The following is a 15,143-nucleotide window of genomic DNA, read 5'->3' as shown; positions in this document are numbered from 1 at the left end:
GGAGCCTCCAGGGTGAATAAAGTGGGGGAAGCCCGCGTCCCCTGGGGTGTCTGGAGATCGGAGACGGAGTCATGGGTTCTCGATGGTGGATGGGTTTGATTGTCGGCCTGGCGACCCAGGGAGCGTTCGCGCAGACCTCGCCGGTCGCCGCGGATGACTGGGGCGATGACGCGTACGCCCAGGAGTCCAACGCGGATGATTCCGGGCCCATCGCGCCCTCTCCGCCCCCCGACCTGCCCGCCGAGTCACCGACTCCCCGGCCCTATGCCGGCGCGGTCTGGACGTCCGGCCACTGGTACTGGGACGGCGACAACTGGCAGTTCAAGTCCGGCGGCTGGGTGGAGCGCATGCCCGGCTACCAGTACGTCAACGGCTACTGGGCGCAGGACGGCGACGTCTGGCGCTGGGTGTCCGGCGGCTGGGCCCAGGAGGGCTCCACCGAGGTGGAGATCCCCGTGGAGGTCGCCAGCGAGAACGTGACGGCCACCCAGGCGCCTCCGGCCCTGCGCGTGGAGACGCCGCCCCCCGCGCCGTCCGTGGGCTACACGTGGGCGCCGGGCTACTGGTACTGGGGCGCCAACGGCTACGAGTGGGTCTCCGGCACGTGGATGGAGCCGCCGCGTCCGGGCCTGGTGTTCGTGTCGCCGCACTGGGTGCGCCGCGGCCCGTCCTGGGTGTTCGTGGGTGGCGGCTGGGGCTGGAACGGCTCGGTGCGCGTCGTCGTGCCGGTCTACCGCCACGCGCACATCTCGTTCTCCTTCGGCCGTCCGAACCCGTTCCTGCGCACGTGGTACCGGTATCCGGGCGTGTCGTGGCGCTACTACGGCTACGGTTACGACCGCTACCGCCCGGGTCGCTACCACTACTCGCGCCCGGGGCCGTACCGGTACAACAGCCCGCGCGTGCATGACGCGTCGCCCGGGCGCTACTCGTCCAACGGCGGCCGGGGCAACAGCCGTCCCGGGCCCTACCGTCCGCAGGGCAGCGGCGTCCACTCGTCGAACAATGGCAACAGCGGTGGCTGGGGTGGCACGCGCAATCCGCCCCCCGGTGGGAACGGCACGAGCGGTGGCTCGCACCAGTCCAGCGGCGGCTGGGGTGGCGGTTCCAACCCCGGGCGTCCGTCGTCGGGGAACGGCGCGCACCAGTCCAGCGGCGGCGGCTCCGGCGGCTGGGGTGGCGGCTCCTCCAACCCCGGGCGTCCGTCATCGGGTGGCGGGGGACGCTCCTCGTCCAGCAACGGCGGCGGTTGGGGTGGCGGCTCCGTTCGCGTCCAGCAGACCGGCGGTGGGTCCTCCTCCAGCAGCCACGGCGGCGGCTGGGGTGGCGGCAGCTCCGGCCGCGGCGGTGGGTCCTCCTCGCACGGCTCCAGCGGCGGTGGGTCCCACGGCTCCAGCCGCGGCGGTGGCAACGGCGGCGGCAATGGCGGCTGGGGCGGTGGTCATCGCTGAGTGACGTGACGGCGGATGGGCCGGGTCAGACCTCGACCTGGCCCATCAGCCACGTCTCCAGCTCCGTCAGCTCGCGCTCCTGCGAGGGGTGACGGGCGCGGACCTCGGCGACGGCCTGCTTCATCCCGTCCCGGCTGTGCGGCTTGCCGGTGAGCGCGGTCTGCAGGTCCTGCACGAGGTCCGGGTAGAGCGCATCCGAGAAGACCTGCGCGCGGGTGACGTGTCCGTTCTCCGCGTCGACGTGGACCTCGAAGAAGCCCCACGACAGGTACTCCACCATCTGGTGGCTGAAGCGGGGCGCGTTGCCGAAGCGCCAGTCCCACGACGCGTAGTGCTCGAAGGTGCGCTTGAGCGACGGCTGGCTCTCCAGGAACGAGGGCTCCAGCAGCTCCGGCTCCGCGGTGGCGCCGTGGAAGTCGCAGAAGGCGCCAATCATCGCCTTCGCCAGCGACTCATGGGAGACCTCTGGCTGGAGGTCGCGGATGTTCATCACGCGCGAGCGCACCGACGCGCTGCCCTTGGACTCCAGCTTCTTCGGGTGCGGCGTGAGGTAGTTGGCCAGCCGCGACAGGTTGGCGTGGATGAGGAACGTGCCGTGGTGGAAGGCGCGGTCCTTCGTCTCGCGGTACGCGCTGCCGCTGATCTTCCGGGGGCCGTCCTCCAGCGGAATCACCAGGTCGTTGCGCCCGGACGCCTGCGCCGTCACGCCCAGCCGCGACAGCGCGTCCAGCAGGATGGTGACGTTGGCCGTCTTGTTGTAGCCCTCCTTCGCGGACAGGAACGTGAAGCAGGTGTTGCCCAGGTCGTGGAACACCGCGCCGCCGCCGCTGGTGCGCCGCGCGAGGAAGACCTTGTCCTCCTCCATGCGCGTGAGGTTGCACTCGGACCACGGGTTCTGGTTGCGGCCGATGACGACCGTGTTGTCGTTGCGCCAGAGGAAGAGCGTCTGGGTGGACGGATCCAGCTCGCGGAAGATCCAGTCCTCGGTCGCGAGGTTGAACCAGGGGTTGTACGTCTCCGACAGCAGGATGCGGACGCGCGGGGCTTGAGACATGGGCGCGGAGCATAACCGCCCGCCACGGGGTTGCAGGGACTTGCGCCGTCCCCCGGTGGACATCCGCCCCGTCCCGGGGGCAATGGCCGAGGGAGGGGCCCTTCGGAAGACTCCGGCACGTGTCGGGCGCCGAATGCGGGTGCGCGCCAGGGGGCGGCCATGCGTGGAGTGTTTTCCCTTTCGCGTCCGCAGGCGGACGGGCCGGTGGTGCTCTGGGGCGGGTCGCAGCCGTCCGGCAGCCTCAAGTACCTCACCTTCGCGCGCTACCTGGCCGCGATGCCGCCGGGCTCGCGAGGGCTGGTGGAGCTGTCCGGCGCGTCGAGCGCGCTGGCGCTGGATGTCCTGGGCCGCGAGCGGGGCCTGCCCACGGTGGCCCTGACGGACGCGGCGGGGGCGGTGTACCTGCGCGCGCACGGCTTCCAGGGGCAGGTGCGCCAGGTGGACTCGATGGCGGACATGTTCCACCAGGCCCAGTCCCTGGAGCGCGAGGGCTGGAGCTGGCCCCGGCAGCTCACCAACCGGGCGATGGTGGCGTGCGTGGAGGCCTGGGCGGCGGGCCTGCGCGCGCAGGTGCGCGAGCGCTTCCCCTCGGTGCGGCACGTGGTGTGTGGCTTCGGCACGGGCGCGACGCTGGTGGGCCTGACGCGCATCTTCATGGCCGGTGGCTTCACCGTCACCGGCCTGCAGCCCGCGCCCGGGAAGGCGGTGCCCGGCTGGCGCACGTGGGCGGCCCAGAACCTGGGCGCGGAGGACCTGTTCTTCGAACACCAGCCGCGCATGCTCCTGGCCACGGCCGCCCCCGCGCCGGATGCCTTCACCGCGCTGCTGGACTGGGCGCGCCGGCAGCCGAATCCCGAGCGGGTGCTCGTCATCGCGCACAACGCCCGGGAACAGGACGCCGCCCGGGCCTGAGCCGCCGCGCCCCTACCGGTGCACCGCCTCGAGCCGCGCCCGCACGGCGGCAACACCTTCGCGCGGGTACGCGGGCACGTGGGACAGCTCGCGCTCGGCCAGCAAGAGGAGCATGCGCGCGAGGCCCGGCGTATCGCCTTCCAATGCCCGCGCCAGCTCTCCGCCGGTCTCCGGATACACGCGCTCCACGCGCCGCACCGGATCCAACCCGTCCAGCAGCGAAGCGGCAGGGGCGGGGACGTGGCGCGCGAGCAGCATGCAGAACAGGCGCACGGCATCGTAGAGCCGCGAGCGCCCGCTGAGCCCTTCTCCGCGCGCGTGGCGTCCCACGCCCACCAGCACCTGCGTGAGCCATTGCCCGAACAGCCACGCGTCGTCCGGGGCCGTGCGCTGGAGCTCCTCCGTCGTGTCCCTCGCGCGCTCGTCCATGCGCTCCGTCACGCCGCCCTTGTCCAGCAGCACGCGGTAGCGGTTGACGCGCGCGAATGACAGCTCCTCCAGGTCGAACACCGCGAACTCCAGCAGGTGCCCGTCGCGGTACACGACCTTGAGGCCGTGCGCCGTCTCACGGAACGTCAGCGCCACGTCCTCCGCGCGGGGCAGCCAGCCGCGCTCCTGTCTCAATGTTTCAGCGTGTCCGGGCCAGGCGACGACGAAGAAGTCATGGTCGCTGAAGTCATCCGGCGCGTAGTCGCGCGCCGCCATCGAGCCCAGCGCCACGAGCCCCCGGAAGCGGCCGTCCGCGTCAGCCCTGCGCGTCAGTTCCGTGGTGAAGGCGTGGTAGGCGGCGGAGTCCAAGCGCGTGCTCCTCGGGAAGGGCCCGCATGCTGCCAGTTCAACGCGGGGCGTTAAAGTCTGGCTTGACCCGGAGCTGACATGCTTTTCGGTTAATTCTGAGGTTGGCTTGATTTTTATCAGTGGCTCGCTCTATGGGCTGATTCGCGGGTCAATCCCTTCGATGATCCGCCCTCCCCAATCAGGAGCCTGTATGCGAAACGCCGTCCGGACCCTCGTTCTGACTGTCGCGGTTCTTGCCTTCTGGGCGCAGCCTGCCCGCGCGGATACGTACACGCAGACGAAGTACCCCATCGTGCTGGCGCACGGCATGGCGGGTTTTGATTCGCTGTTCGGGGTGCTCGACTACTTCTACGGCATCGAGTCGACGCTGAAGTCGGGCGGCGCGAAGGTCTACATCACGCACGTTCCGCAGTTCAACACGAGCGAGGCGCGCGGCGAGGCGCTGCTGGCGCAGGTGCAGGACGTGCTCGCGCGTTCGGGCGCGAAGAAGGTGAACCTGATTGGCCACAGCCACGGCGGCCTGGACGTGCGCTACGTGGCGGCGGTGCGGCCGGACCTGGTGGCGTCCGTGACGACGGTGGGCTCGCCGCACAAGGGCGCGGACCTGGCGGACTACCTGCGCAACAACCTCAAGAACGGTTCGTTCACGGAGGGCGTCCTGGCGTACTTCGCCAACAGCCTGGGCACGGTGCTGGGCCTGCTGTCCGGCCACACGCAGCCGCAGGACGCGATTGGCGCGCTGGCGGCGCTGAGCAAGTCGGGCGGCGCGGCGTTCACCGCGAAGTTCCCCGCGGGCATCCCCACCACGTCCTGCGGCAGCGGCGCGGCGACGGGGGCCCAGGGCCAGCGTTACTACTCCTGGTCCGGCACGGACCCCTTCACCAACATCCTGGACGCGTCTGACTACGCCCTGAAGCTGTCCTCCTTCTTCTACAGCGAGTCCAACGACGGCCTCGTGGGCCGCTGCAGCTCGCACTTCGGCACGGTCATCCGCGACAACTACGACATGAACCACCTGGACGAGGTGAACCAGGTGCTGGGCCTCACCGCGTTCTTCACCGACCCGAAGTCCGTGTTCCGCACCCAGGCGAACCGCCTGAAGACCGCGGGCCTGTAAGCCCGTTGAAGGAGCGCTCCGCCATGAAGAGCCGCGCCGTCATTCTCGTGGTCGCGCTGTGCGCCCTCCTGGGTGCCGGCGTCTTCTCGTGGTGGAAGGTCCGGGCGGAGGACGCGCCCGGACCCGCTGTACCGCCGTCCGCCGTTCCCGTCGCGCAGGGGGTGCCGTCACGCGTGACGTCTCCCGGAGTGCCCGGTGCCGCCGTGGCGGCGAGCCCTGCCCCCAACGCACCGCTGCCGCCGCTGCCCGGTTCGCTCCAGGACACGGAGGAGGATGGCGCGGTGCTGGTGGACGCGTCCGGGCACCTGGTGCCGAACGCGGACCTGCGCCGGTTCTTCAACTACTACCTGTCCGCCACGGGCGAGGAGCCCGCGTCGCTCATCCGCGAGCGCATCCTCACGGCCCTGCGCGCGAAGAAGCTGCCCGCCGCCGCGATGGACGAAGCGGTGCAGGTGCTGGACGACTACCTGGCCTATCTGGACGCGGCCCGGGGGCTGGCGTCGAAGGGCGCCGCGGCCATGCCCGACACGGCGGATCGCCTGGAGGCCCTGCGCAAGCTGCGCCGCGAGCACCTGGGCCCGGGCGTGGCGGACGGCCTCTTCGGGCAGGAGGAGGCGGTGGATGCCGTCGCGGTAGAGCGGCTCAAGCTGATGAAGGACGCGTCCCTCACGAAGGAGGAGCGCGAGCAGCGCATGGCGGCCCTGGAGGAGCGGCTGCCTCCGGACGTGCGCGCCAGCCGTGAGGAGGCCGTGCGCCCGTTGCGGCAGCAGGCCGTGGAGCAGGAGCTGCTGGCGGCGGGAGCGACGGCGGAGGACCTGCATCAGCACCGGCTGTCCACCGTGGGGCCGGAGGCCACCGAGCGGTTGGAGGCGCTGGACGCGGAGCGCGCGCAGTGGAAGCAGCGGCTGGCGGACTTCCGCGCGAAGCGTGCGGCGCTGGGCCAGAGCGAGCCCGACCCCGCCCGGCGTCAGGCCGCGGTGCAGCGGCTCTTGTTCGACTCGTTCACCCCGGAGGAGCGCCTCCGGGTGGAGGCCGCGGACACCATCGAAGCGGCCTCCGGTTCCGGAGGCGGGTGAGGCGGCTTCAGGAGATCTTGAAGGGCTTCAGCTCGCTGACCTCTTCGAGCAGCAGCGGCTGCGCGTGGAGGTACGCGGTGGTGCGGCGCTTCTGGTCGATGTCGTCGTAGACGCGCTGGATCTGCTGCGGAGTGAGGCCCATCTCCGGGGAGACCTCCTCGGGCGTGATGCCGTGGTTCTTCGCCCAGAGGATGAGGTCCAGCTGCGAGTAGTGCACGGAGAAGTAGAAGTCCTCCTGCGACTGCTCCAGGCTGAACGTGTCCGTGGTGGGCTCGCGGTTGAGGATGCCGTCGATGACGCCCAGGTGCCGCGCGAGCTTGTACGTCTGCGTCTTATAGAGACTGGCGATGGGCTTCACGTCCGCGGAGCCGTCGCCCAGCTTCACGAAGAAGCCCTGGTCATACTCCAGCCGGTTGGGCGTGCCGGACGCGGCGAAGTTGAGCCGGTCCGCGTGGAAGTACTCCATCATCTTGCGCACGCGCTGCTTGAAGTTGGTGGCGGCGACAATCTGGACGTAGGCCTGGGGCGTGAGGCGGAAGCGCTGCTCCTGCCCGTCCACCTGCACCACCACGTAGAAGACGTTGAGGGCGTCCGTGTTGAGCCGGTCGCCGTGCATGACGATCTTCCACTTCATGTCCGGCTGGAACGCGGGGAACACGGAGCGCACCGCCGCGTCGCGCTGCGAATAGCACCCGGCGGCCTCCAGCACGGGCGCGATGTCGTGCAGCGTGTACTGGATGCCCAGCTTCTCGCAGAGCTCGCGGCCCAGCTTGGAGGACAGGCCGCTGGAGTCGCGCTCCGGCAGCAGCAGGCCGAAGACGCGGTCCGGCCCCAGCGCGCGCACGGCCAGCGCGGCGACGCACGCGGAGTCGATGCCGCCGGAGACGGCGACCACCAGGCCGCGCTTGCGCAGCTTCTTGAGGACGGCCTCCTTGAGCCCGTCGGACAGCGACGCGGCCTTGGCCTCCCAGTCCAGTTCCAGCACCTGCTTGGAGAACTTCATCGTCACGGCGACCTCGATTCAGGAGAAGAGAGTGAAGACAGCACGCGCGTGCGCAGGTCGGCCTTGAGCACCTTGCCGGTGGGCCCGCGAGGGAGCGCGTCAATGAACAGCACGTGGCGTGGCACCTTGTGGGCCGGGAGCGACTCGCGGCAGAAGCGGCGGAGGTCGTCCTCCTGGGCGCTGGCGCCGGGCTGGAGGACCACTGCGGCGCACGCAGCCTCGCCGCCCAGGTCGTCCGGTACGCCCACCACGGCGACCTCCAGCACGGCCGGGTGGCGCGCGAGGACGTGCTCCATCTCCGCGGGGCTCACCCGGTGGCCGCCGACCTTGAGGATCTCCTTCGCGCGGCCGACGAGGAAGAAGAAGCCGTCCGCGTCGCGCCACGCGAGGTCGCCGGTCCACAGCCAGCCGTCATGGAGGATGGCGGCGGTGTCGTCCGGAGCGTTGAGATAGCCGGGGGTGACGTTGGCGCCCTTCGCAACCAGTTGGCCCACTTCGCCGTCGGGAAGGGGCGTGCCGTCGTCCGCGACCACGGCCAGCGTGACGCCGGGGATGCCCTGGCCGATGGAGCCCGCCTTGTCGGTGGCGCGCGAGGGCGGCAGGTAGGAGAGCCGCGCGGTGGCCTCCGTCTGGCCGTACATGACGAACAGCTCGGCCGGGTGGAAGGCCTCGCGTGTCCAGCGCACGGTGTCCGGGGACATGCCGCCGCCGGCCTGGGTGAGGTAGCGCAGCTTGAGGTTCGCGAGCGAGTCCGGCGAGGCCTGACGGCGCAGCAGCTCGAAGGTGAGGGGCACGCCCGCGAAGCCGGTGCAGGACTCGGTGGCCATGGCCTCCAGCACCACCTGCGGGTACATGAAGCGCGGATCCAGGAACACGGAGCCGCCCGCGAGCAGGTGCGTTTGGAGCACGCTCTTCCCGTAGCAGTAGTGCAGGGGAAGGATGAGCATGGCGCGGTCGCGCGGCGTGAGGCCCAGGTACTCCACGATGGAGCGCGTGTTCGCCGCGATGTTGGCGAACGTCTGCACGACGCCACGGGGCGTGCCCGTGCTGCCAGACGTGTAGACGATGGACGCGGGGGCATCCGGAGGCAGCGAGGGCAGGGCGGTCAGCGGCTCCGAGCGCACGTCCGGATCCACCGCGCCGTCCTCCTGCAACCACGTGCACGAAGCGGGCTTCAGCAACCCGAGCATGCGCTCCGGAGGACGGGAGCCATGCACGACGAAGAAGTGGGTGAGCTGGGAGAGTCCCGTCCAGCGCCGCGCGTCCTGACCGAAGATGACCGCGTGGCGGGCACCCGTCTGGGTGAGGATGCTGGCCAGGGAGTCCGCGCCCGTCTCACGGTCCAGCTCCACGACACAGGCACCCAGGGCCTGCACCGCGAGACTCGCGACGGCGGAAGCGCAGCCCAAGGGCAGGGCGATGAGGACCCGCTCCCCAGACTCAACACCGGAGGCCCGCAGCTGACCCGCGAGTGCGAGCATCCGTGCTTCGAGCTGGGAATAGCTGAGCCGAGCCCACGGCGAGTCCACCGCCGGAGCCTCCGGCGTCGAGGCCGCATGGCCACGAACCCATGACGGCGCGGTGTCCGCATGAGCGCTCACGCGGCCTCCCACTGCGCAGGCGAATGCCGCCCATACGCCCATGAGGCCACGGCGTTTACGCTGTCTTCGAGGCTCCTGAGTCCTGCCTCGTCGTGCAGCTCCAAGCGCGGCGCGGAGCATGGCGCGAGCGCGTTAGCCGACACGGTGCCTGAAGGCGCGCTCACGCCGCCTCCAACTGCACGGCATCCACATCCGCCTGGGGCACGGGCTTCGGCTTCAGGAAGTGGTGCGCCAGCAACTGCGTGGACGCCACGGCGAACAGGGCCATGGTGTCCGCTTCACTCTCCGCCGAGTTCGGCGCCCGCAGCTTCGCGACCAGCCGCTCCACCTTGCGCGCGTCGAAGACGCCCGTCGCTGACACGGCCTCCGGGGCCAGCAGTTCGCGCGCCCAGGCGGGTGCATCCGGGCCCACCAGTGCTCCCGCGATGGGAGCGCGGTACGGGAACTTGCTGCGCTCCAGGATGGACGCCGGCACCCGGCCCTTGGAGAAGCGCTTGAGCAGGTGCTTTTCGTCGAGCCCCCGCAGCCGCAGCCGCTCCGGCACCCGCGCGGCGAATTCCATCACGCCCGTGTCCAGGAACGGGAAGCGCCCCTCGACAGCATTGCCCAGCAGCATGCGGTCGCCCTGCGCGGACAGGAGGTAGCCCGACAGCAACGTCCGCGCCTCCAGGTACTGCGCCCTGGCCAACGGCCGCCACTTCGCCACCGCGTCCGGCACCGTCGCGAGCACCGACGCCACCGGGTCCTCGTCCGCCACCTTCGCGGCGAACTCCGGCGCGAGGAAGCGCAGGATGCGGCCGCTGTTGCCCCACCGCACCAGGTGCGAGAATCCGAGCGCGTCCGGCGTCTCCAGCCCCGTGCCGAAGAACTCGCGCAGCAGCTCCACGTTCTGCTGGCTCACCGACAGCGTCGGATACAGCCGGCGCAGGAGCAGCGGCCTGTACTTCGATCCCGGCTGGCGCGCCCAGAACTGACGGACCTGCGTCTCCTTGAAGAGGTCGTAGCCGAGGAACATCTCGTCCGACCCTTCACCCGTCAGCACCACCTTGATGCCCTGGTCGCGCACCCACCCGGACAGCCGCAGGAACGGCGCGGGCGCGGAGCGCATCATCGCCTGCTCCGCGTGGAAGATGACGCCCGGCACCAGCGCGCCAATGTCCCCGTCGCGCATCTCCACCACGCGGTGCTCGGTATGCAGTTGCTCCGCCACCGTCGCCTGATGCGTGCGCTCGTCGAACCGCGCGTGCGCGAAGCCCACGGAGAAGGTCCGCAGCGTCCCGCCCAACTGCTCCTGCGCCAGCGCGCACAGCAGGCTGGAGTCCAACCCACCCGACAGATACGCCGCCACCGGCACGTCCGCGCGCAGCCGCAGGCGCACCGCCCGGTCCAGCACCGCGCCCAGCTCCTCCAGCAGCCGGGGCGCATCCGCCGCGTCCGGCGTCACGCCGAAGTCCAGGTCCCAGTAGCGCTGGAGCGTCAGCGTCCCATCACGCCACTTCGCCACGTGCGCGGGCGGCAGCAGCGACACGCCCTCGAAGGACGTGCGCGGCGCCACCGGCGCCCAGAGCTGGAACGTCTGCTTGAGTCCCCGCGCGTCCAGCGCCGGCGTCACCAGGCCGCCAGCGAAGAGCGCCTTCGCCTCCGACGCGAACGCCAGGTGCCCTTGCGGCAGCTGCGCGTAGAACAGTGGGCAGATGCCCACGCGGTCGCGCGACATCCACAGCGTGCGGTCGCGCGGATCCCACAGCGCGAAGGCCCACTGGCCCTCGAAGCGGCGCACGCAGTCGATGCCCCACGTGAGGAACGCCGCGAGGATGACCTCCGTGTCCGAGCGCGTGCGGAAGGCATACGCCCCCGACAACTGCTCGCGCAGCTCCACGTGGTTGAAGATTTCGCCGTTGAAGACGACCGTGAGGCCGGTGGCCTCGTCGCGCATCGGCTGGTGACCGGAGGCCAGGTCGACGATGGACAGCCGCGCGTGCCCCAGCGCGGCGCCGTCCAGGAGCAGGGCCCGCTGCGCGTCCGGCCCCCGGTGCTTGATGCTGGCGGTCATACGGCGCAGGCGGTCGGCGTGCTGCGCCGTGCGCGTTGCGTCACCCGCCGGGAAGGTGAACCCCGCGATGCCGCACATGGGCGTCTCAGCTCGCCTTCGCCAGCGACTGCTTGCGGTCCACGAAGGCCACCACGCGAGACAGCGAGTCCAGGTTCTCCGGCACCAGCTCCTTGTCGTCGAGCTTGATGTGGAACTCCGTCTCGATGAAGGCCACCAGCTCCATCATCCCCGTGGAGTCGATGAGGCCCTTGCGCAGGAACGAGTCGTCGTCCGCGAAGTCATCCACGAAGAAGGTGTCGACGATGAAGGTGCGAAGCGTGTCACGCGTGCTCATGAGTGGGTCCTGTCGTTGAAGCGAAAATGGGGTGTGGAAGGGGATGCGGAAAAGAACGCGCCCGGCGCGTTTTGCTGAGCGCCGGGCGGAGCAGGTGAATGGGCTGTCAGGTGCCCGTGGCGTCGCGGGCCACCAGGTCCAGGCTCATGCTGCGCGCCGGGTTGCCCATGGCGAGCGAATCCGGGGGCACGTCCTGGGAGACGATGCTGCCGGCGGACACCACCGACCGTGCTCCGATGCGCACGCCCGGTAGCAGGATGGCGCCGTGGGCCACCCAGACGTCGTCCTCGATGATGATGGGAGCGATGCGCTGGCCGTCCCGGTCGCTCACGCGCACGAACGACGCGAACATGCACCGGTCGCCAATCTGCACCGACTCCCAGGCCTCCACCGACGCGCCGTAGTTGAACTGGGTCTCGTTGCCCACCAAGAGCCGCGCGTGCTCGTAGCAGACCACCGACGTGGGCAACATGCCGCCCAGGAACGTCAGCTTGTCGCCCAGCTCCGCGTGGCCGTCGTTGCGTGCGCTCACCGGGCCATACGCCGCCACGTCGCGGCCCATGCGGAAGTCGCGGAACAGCCAGCGCGCCCGCGCCACGGCCACCATGCGCTCGGCGCGCGGAAACACCTCCGTGCGCACCATCTGGAGGCCCGCGCGCGCCAGTTCGAGCGCCTGGGTTCGGGAGGGGAGGGGAGGCTTCATCGCGCCACCTCGCGCCGCAGCACGCGGGCCGGAGAGCCACCCACCGTCACGCCCGGCGGGATGCGGCGGGAGATGACCGTGCCGGAGGCCACGCTCGCGCCCTTCTGGAGGTGCGCGCCCGGCAACAGGATGGAGCGGCTGCCCACCGTGACGCCTTCCTCCACCACCAGCGGCACCGACTGCGGCCGCTCGTGCCGGTTGCCCCGGACCGGGTGGTACATGTTGTCCATCAGCTTGCACCACATGCCCAAGCGGCTGCGCGCGCCCACCGTCACGCAGGACTGCGCTTCGATGGAGCTGCCTCCCTCGATGGTCACGTCGTCCTCAATCACGATGCGTCCCCCTCGCTGAGCGTGCAGCTCGATGGGCGCCATCCGCGCGTCGAACACCACGCGGTCCCCCACCTGGACTTCGCCCTCGCCGTGAATCCAGACGCGCCCCCAGACGGTCGGGGTGGCGCCCACCGCCTCACAGCGGCGCAGCTTCAAACGCGCGACGGTCGGCCCCAGGCCGAGCATCATCATCAACGGAACGCGCATGGCTCAGGGCCCGGCCTTCGCGGAGGCCGGGGCTTCCGGCAGGGCCGCCAGGAACGTGACGAGCGCGGAGGCCACGCGCGCCTGTCCCTGCGCGTTGAGGTGCCCCCCGTCATCCGAATACGCCGGCACCATCGCCGGATACGCGCGGCCGTTGACCTCGTAGGTCTCACGGCTGCCATCCGCCTGCGTCGACTCCAGCGCCGCCAGGTCGAACAGCGGCTCCTTGCCGCCGTAGGTCTGTCGCATCAGCGCGTTGAACGCCTCGCGCGACACGTTCTCCCCCACGCCGTACACCGCGCGTCCGCGCAGCTCGTTGAACCACGCCTTCGCCCCGCGCTGCACCGTCGTCAGCGGCGCGGTGACGTGCACGAAGGTGACGCCCGGGTGGCGCGACTTCAGCCCCGCGAGCGTGGCGCGGTACTTCTCGAAGAGTGCCTTCGCGTCCGTGCTGGAGGTGAAGTCGATGTAGCAGAACTTCACCAGCGCCACGTCCACCTGCTTCGCGACGCCGCCATCCAGCAGCTGCTCGAAGTGCGCGAGCTTCGTCTCCGGCTGCTCGTTCTGGCCCACGAGCGCGTGCGCCAGCGTGCCCGGCGCGATCGTGGCGTTCGCGTCCTTCACCTCCACGATGGCGGGCGTCTTGGAGCCCGGCGCGTTCGGCAGGGCCCGCACGCCGTCCAGGATGTTGCCGCCCACCGACTGGTGGCCAAAGAAGACGCGGCGGTGCGTCAGCCGCTCCAGGCTCGCGACCGTCGCGTCTGGCTTTACCTGGGCCGTGGCCGCCGCGCTCTGGGGCAGGGCCATCAGCAGCGCGCCGGGAAGCAGCAGCGCGCCCAATCGCGCGGGGAAGCCACGAATGTCTTGCATGTGTGAACCTTTAGACCTTTCAGGCTCCGAGCGTCAAAGTCCATGGCGGCGCGCCTGGATGCATGCCTTCCAGGCCGCCACGCAGCGTGTGTCACAGGGTCGTGTTTGCCCCGGATTCAGCCGGGGGAAAGCCGCTATTCGTGCTTGAGGCCGAAGAGTGAGCGAAGCCTTCCAAGAATGCGGCCCGCCTCGGGTGAGTGGTCCGGACCTCCACCGGAGGCCTGGGCCACGGCGCGCAACTGGGTGCGGCGCTGGGCGAGGAGCGCGGAGAGCTGCCGTGCGAGGCCGGGATAGTCGGAGAACAGGCGCGCGAAGGTGGGCCGGTCCAGCTCCAGCAGCACGGAGTCCTGGAGCGCCACCACCGTGGCGGCGCGAGGCTCGCCGGTGAGCAGGGACATCTCCCCGATGTACTGGCCCGGCCCCAGCCGCGTGATTTCGGACTGGAGTGTGCCGGCGCGCACGCTGACCTCGCCGGAGGCCACGACGTAGAAGGTCCCGCCCTCGTCGCCCTCCTGGATGATGCGCTCGTTGCGGCCGAAGCGGCGCACCACCACCTCGCACCGCAACTGCTCCAGCTCCTCCGGGCCCAGCGGCGCGAAGAGGTCCACCTGGCGCAAGAGGTCGCGCACGGTGTCGTCCGCCAGCTCGCCGCGGCGGTGCTTCGTCTCGCGGCGCAGGGTCACCGTGCGCTGGGCGTGGGGCAACTCCAGGCCCTCGCGGCGCAGCCGGTACCACAGCCGCGTGTGCAGCTCCTCCTTCACGCTGTCCGACAGCGCGAAGTCATTGAGGAACACGCGCACCATGTACTGCGCGTTGGAGTCGGTGAAGGCCACCGTGCGCGCGATGGGCGGCGGCTGCACCAGGACCTGGGGAATCTCCCGGACCACGTCCAAAAGCGCCTGCTTCACCTGGTTGGGCGGCGCGTCCAGCGACACGCCCACCTGCATCTCGATGCCCACGGGCTCGCGGTGCTGGGTGAAGTTCTTCACGTGCTCCTTGCCCACCATGCTGTTGGGCAGGGTGATGACCTCGCGCCGGAAGTTGGCGATGCGGATGGAGCGCCACCCGATGTGCACCACCCGCCCGGTGTGCTCGCCAATGCGGATGAAGTCGCCCACCTCGAAGGGCCGGTCCAGCTGCAATGACAGGCCCGCGAAGAGGTTGCCCAGCGTCTCCTGGAGCGCCAGACCGATGACCACCGTCAGCACCGCGGTGGACGCGACCAGGCCCGCCAGGTCCAGGTTGAGCTGGCTCTGGAGGATGGGGACGGTGGCGAGCGCGTACAGCGTGAAGTCGATGACGTCGCGGAGGATCTTGGGCGTCGTCACCGGCGAGCGCATCCGCACCAGCTTCAGCGCGAACGCCACGCCGGCGCGGATGACGCCGTAGGCGAACGTGAGCATCCAGGCCACGTTCACGAACTTGCGCAGGCCCTCCGGCGTGGAGGCCTCCGGCAGGAAGCGCGCCACCAGCCGCAGCACCAGGAAGGCGACCAGCATCCGCACCGCGCCGCGCAGGTCGTCGCGCAGGTCCGGGTCCTGGGTGGTCCGCTGGATGCCCAGCAGGAGGACCGTCAGGATGGAGCCCGCCAGCAGGGGAAGGTAGCCTTCGAGGAAGTTCAACACGCTAAGGCGA

The 15,143-nt window shown here is 70.5% G+C and carries 14 protein-coding genes; 4 read left to right on the top strand and 10 right to left on the bottom strand.

The window, feature by feature from the left end; genetic code table 11:
- The first annotated feature begins 71 nt into the window (after positions 1-71).
- Entirely contained in the window at positions 72-1,451 is a 1,380-nt protein-coding gene (locus ACX114_RS26290) for a YXWGXW repeat-containing protein (RefSeq protein WP_459288908.1), read from the top strand.
- Between the two features lie 25 nt (positions 1,452-1,476).
- On the opposite strand, the gene ACX114_RS26285 is transcribed toward ACX114_RS26290, so the two are convergent.
- The gene (locus tag ACX114_RS26285) at positions 1,477-2,505 is read right to left on the bottom strand and encodes a lipoate--protein ligase (protein ID WP_459288906.1); all 1,029 of its coding nucleotides are present in this window, start codon (positions 2,503-2,505) and stop codon (positions 1,477-1,479) included.
- 159 nt (positions 2,506-2,664) lie between these two features.
- On the opposite strand from ACX114_RS26285, the gene ACX114_RS26280 reads away from it, so the two are divergent.
- Positions 2,665-3,417, top strand: a complete 753-nt coding sequence (locus tag ACX114_RS26280; RefSeq protein ID WP_459288904.1) for a pyridoxal-phosphate dependent enzyme — start codon at positions 2,665-2,667, stop codon at positions 3,415-3,417.
- Positions 3,418-3,429: 12 nt separating this feature from the next.
- Here the strand turns inward: ACX114_RS26280 and ACX114_RS26275 are convergent, their stop codons facing one another.
- On the bottom strand, positions 3,430-4,215 hold the full coding sequence (locus ACX114_RS26275; protein WP_459288902.1) for a hypothetical protein: 786 nt from the start codon (positions 4,213-4,215) through the stop codon (positions 3,430-3,432).
- Positions 4,216-4,405: 190 nt separating this feature from the next.
- Here ACX114_RS26275 and ACX114_RS26270 point away from each other — a divergent pair, with 190 nt between their 5' ends.
- Both ACX114_RS26270 and ACX114_RS26265 read left to right on the top strand, forming a co-directional pair.
- Positions 4,406-5,332, top strand: a complete 927-nt coding sequence (locus tag ACX114_RS26270) for a lipase family alpha/beta hydrolase (RefSeq protein ID WP_459288900.1) — start codon at positions 4,406-4,408, stop codon at positions 5,330-5,332.
- A 23-nt stretch (positions 5,333-5,355) separates the two neighbouring features.
- Complete coding sequence (locus ACX114_RS26265; RefSeq protein ID WP_459288898.1) at positions 5,356-6,408, top strand: lipase secretion chaperone; 1,053 nt, start codon at positions 5,356-5,358, stop codon at positions 6,406-6,408.
- 7 nt (positions 6,409-6,415) lie between these two features.
- Here the strand turns inward: ACX114_RS26265 and nadE are convergent, their stop codons facing one another.
- The 8 genes from nadE to ACX114_RS26225 form a co-directional block, all read right to left on the bottom strand.
- The gene (nadE, locus tag ACX114_RS26260; RefSeq protein WP_459300288.1) at positions 6,416-7,411 is read right to left on the bottom strand and encodes an NAD(+) synthase; all 996 of its coding nucleotides are present in this window, start codon (positions 7,409-7,411) and stop codon (positions 6,416-6,418) included.
- Between the two features lie 2 nt (positions 7,412-7,413).
- Positions 7,414-9,012 carry a class I adenylate-forming enzyme family protein gene (locus tag ACX114_RS26255; RefSeq protein ID WP_459288897.1) on the bottom strand — a complete coding sequence of 533 codons (1,599 nt, stop codon included), beginning with the start codon at positions 9,010-9,012 and terminating at the stop codon, positions 7,414-7,416.
- Between the two features lie 160 nt (positions 9,013-9,172).
- Positions 9,173-11,143 (bottom strand): asparagine synthase (glutamine-hydrolyzing), encoded by a 1,971-nt coding sequence (gene asnB / locus ACX114_RS26250; protein WP_459288895.1) that lies wholly within the window; start codon positions 11,141-11,143, stop codon positions 9,173-9,175.
- Between the two features lie 7 nt (positions 11,144-11,150).
- A complete protein-coding gene (locus ACX114_RS26245; RefSeq protein ID WP_014398060.1) occupies positions 11,151-11,399 on the bottom strand; it encodes an acyl carrier protein in 249 nt (82 codons plus the stop codon).
- A gap of 106 nt (positions 11,400-11,505) precedes the next feature.
- Positions 11,506-12,102 (bottom strand): acyltransferase, encoded by a 597-nt coding sequence (locus ACX114_RS26240; protein ID WP_459288892.1) that lies wholly within the window; start codon positions 12,100-12,102, stop codon positions 11,506-11,508.
- Positions 12,099-12,641, bottom strand: coding sequence for an acyltransferase (locus ACX114_RS26235; protein ID WP_459288890.1), 543 nt, complete (start codon positions 12,639-12,641; stop codon positions 12,099-12,101). The genes ACX114_RS26240 and ACX114_RS26235 overlap by 4 nt, the downstream gene beginning before the upstream one ends.
- Before the next feature lie 3 nt (positions 12,642-12,644).
- On the bottom strand, positions 12,645-13,508 hold the full coding sequence (locus tag ACX114_RS26230) for a hypothetical protein (protein WP_459288888.1): 864 nt from the start codon (positions 13,506-13,508) through the stop codon (positions 12,645-12,647).
- Positions 13,509-13,642: 134 nt separating this feature from the next.
- Positions 13,643-15,133: a cyclic nucleotide-binding domain-containing protein gene (locus ACX114_RS26225; protein WP_459288886.1), complete on the bottom strand. Its 1,491-nt coding sequence runs from the start codon at positions 15,131-15,133 to the stop codon at positions 13,643-13,645.
- Between the last annotated feature and the right edge of the window lie 10 nt (positions 15,134-15,143).

Source organism: Corallococcus sp. M7 (genome assembly GCF_054512695.1).
Note: the sequence above shows the minus strand (reverse complement) of the source record. Positions and strands in the feature narration are given on the sequence as shown.

Excerpts from the sequence above, each read along its gene's own strand:
- ACX114_RS26290 (WP_459288908.1), top strand. The coding sequence starts at position 72 with ATGGGTTCTCGATGGTGGATGGGTTTGATTGTCGGCCTGGCGACCCAG.
- ACX114_RS26285 (WP_459288906.1), bottom strand. The coding sequence starts at position 2,505 with ATGTCTCAAGCCCCGCGCGTCCGCATCCTGCTGTCGGAGACGTACAAC.
- ACX114_RS26280 (WP_459288904.1), top strand. The coding sequence starts at position 2,665 with ATGCGTGGAGTGTTTTCCCTTTCGCGTCCGCAGGCGGACGGGCCGGTG.
- ACX114_RS26270 (WP_459288900.1), top strand. The coding sequence starts at position 4,406 with ATGCGAAACGCCGTCCGGACCCTCGTTCTGACTGTCGCGGTTCTTGCC.
- ACX114_RS26265 (WP_459288898.1), top strand. The coding sequence starts at position 5,356 with ATGAAGAGCCGCGCCGTCATTCTCGTGGTCGCGCTGTGCGCCCTCCTG.
- nadE (WP_459300288.1), bottom strand. The coding sequence starts at position 7,411 with ATGAAGTTCTCCAAGCAGGTGCTGGAACTGGACTGGGAGGCCAAGGCC.
- asnB (WP_459288895.1), bottom strand. The coding sequence starts at position 11,143 with ATGTGCGGCATCGCGGGGTTCACCTTCCCGGCGGGTGACGCAACGCGC.
- ACX114_RS26245 (WP_014398060.1), bottom strand. The coding sequence starts at position 11,399 with ATGAGCACGCGTGACACGCTTCGCACCTTCATCGTCGACACCTTCTTC.
- ACX114_RS26240 (WP_459288892.1), bottom strand. The coding sequence starts at position 12,102 with ATGAAGCCTCCCCTCCCCTCCCGAACCCAGGCGCTCGAACTGGCGCGC.
- ACX114_RS26235 (WP_459288890.1), bottom strand. The coding sequence starts at position 12,641 with ATGCGCGTTCCGTTGATGATGATGCTCGGCCTGGGGCCGACCGTCGCG.
- ACX114_RS26230 (WP_459288888.1), bottom strand. The coding sequence starts at position 13,508 with ATGCAAGACATTCGTGGCTTCCCCGCGCGATTGGGCGCGCTGCTGCTT.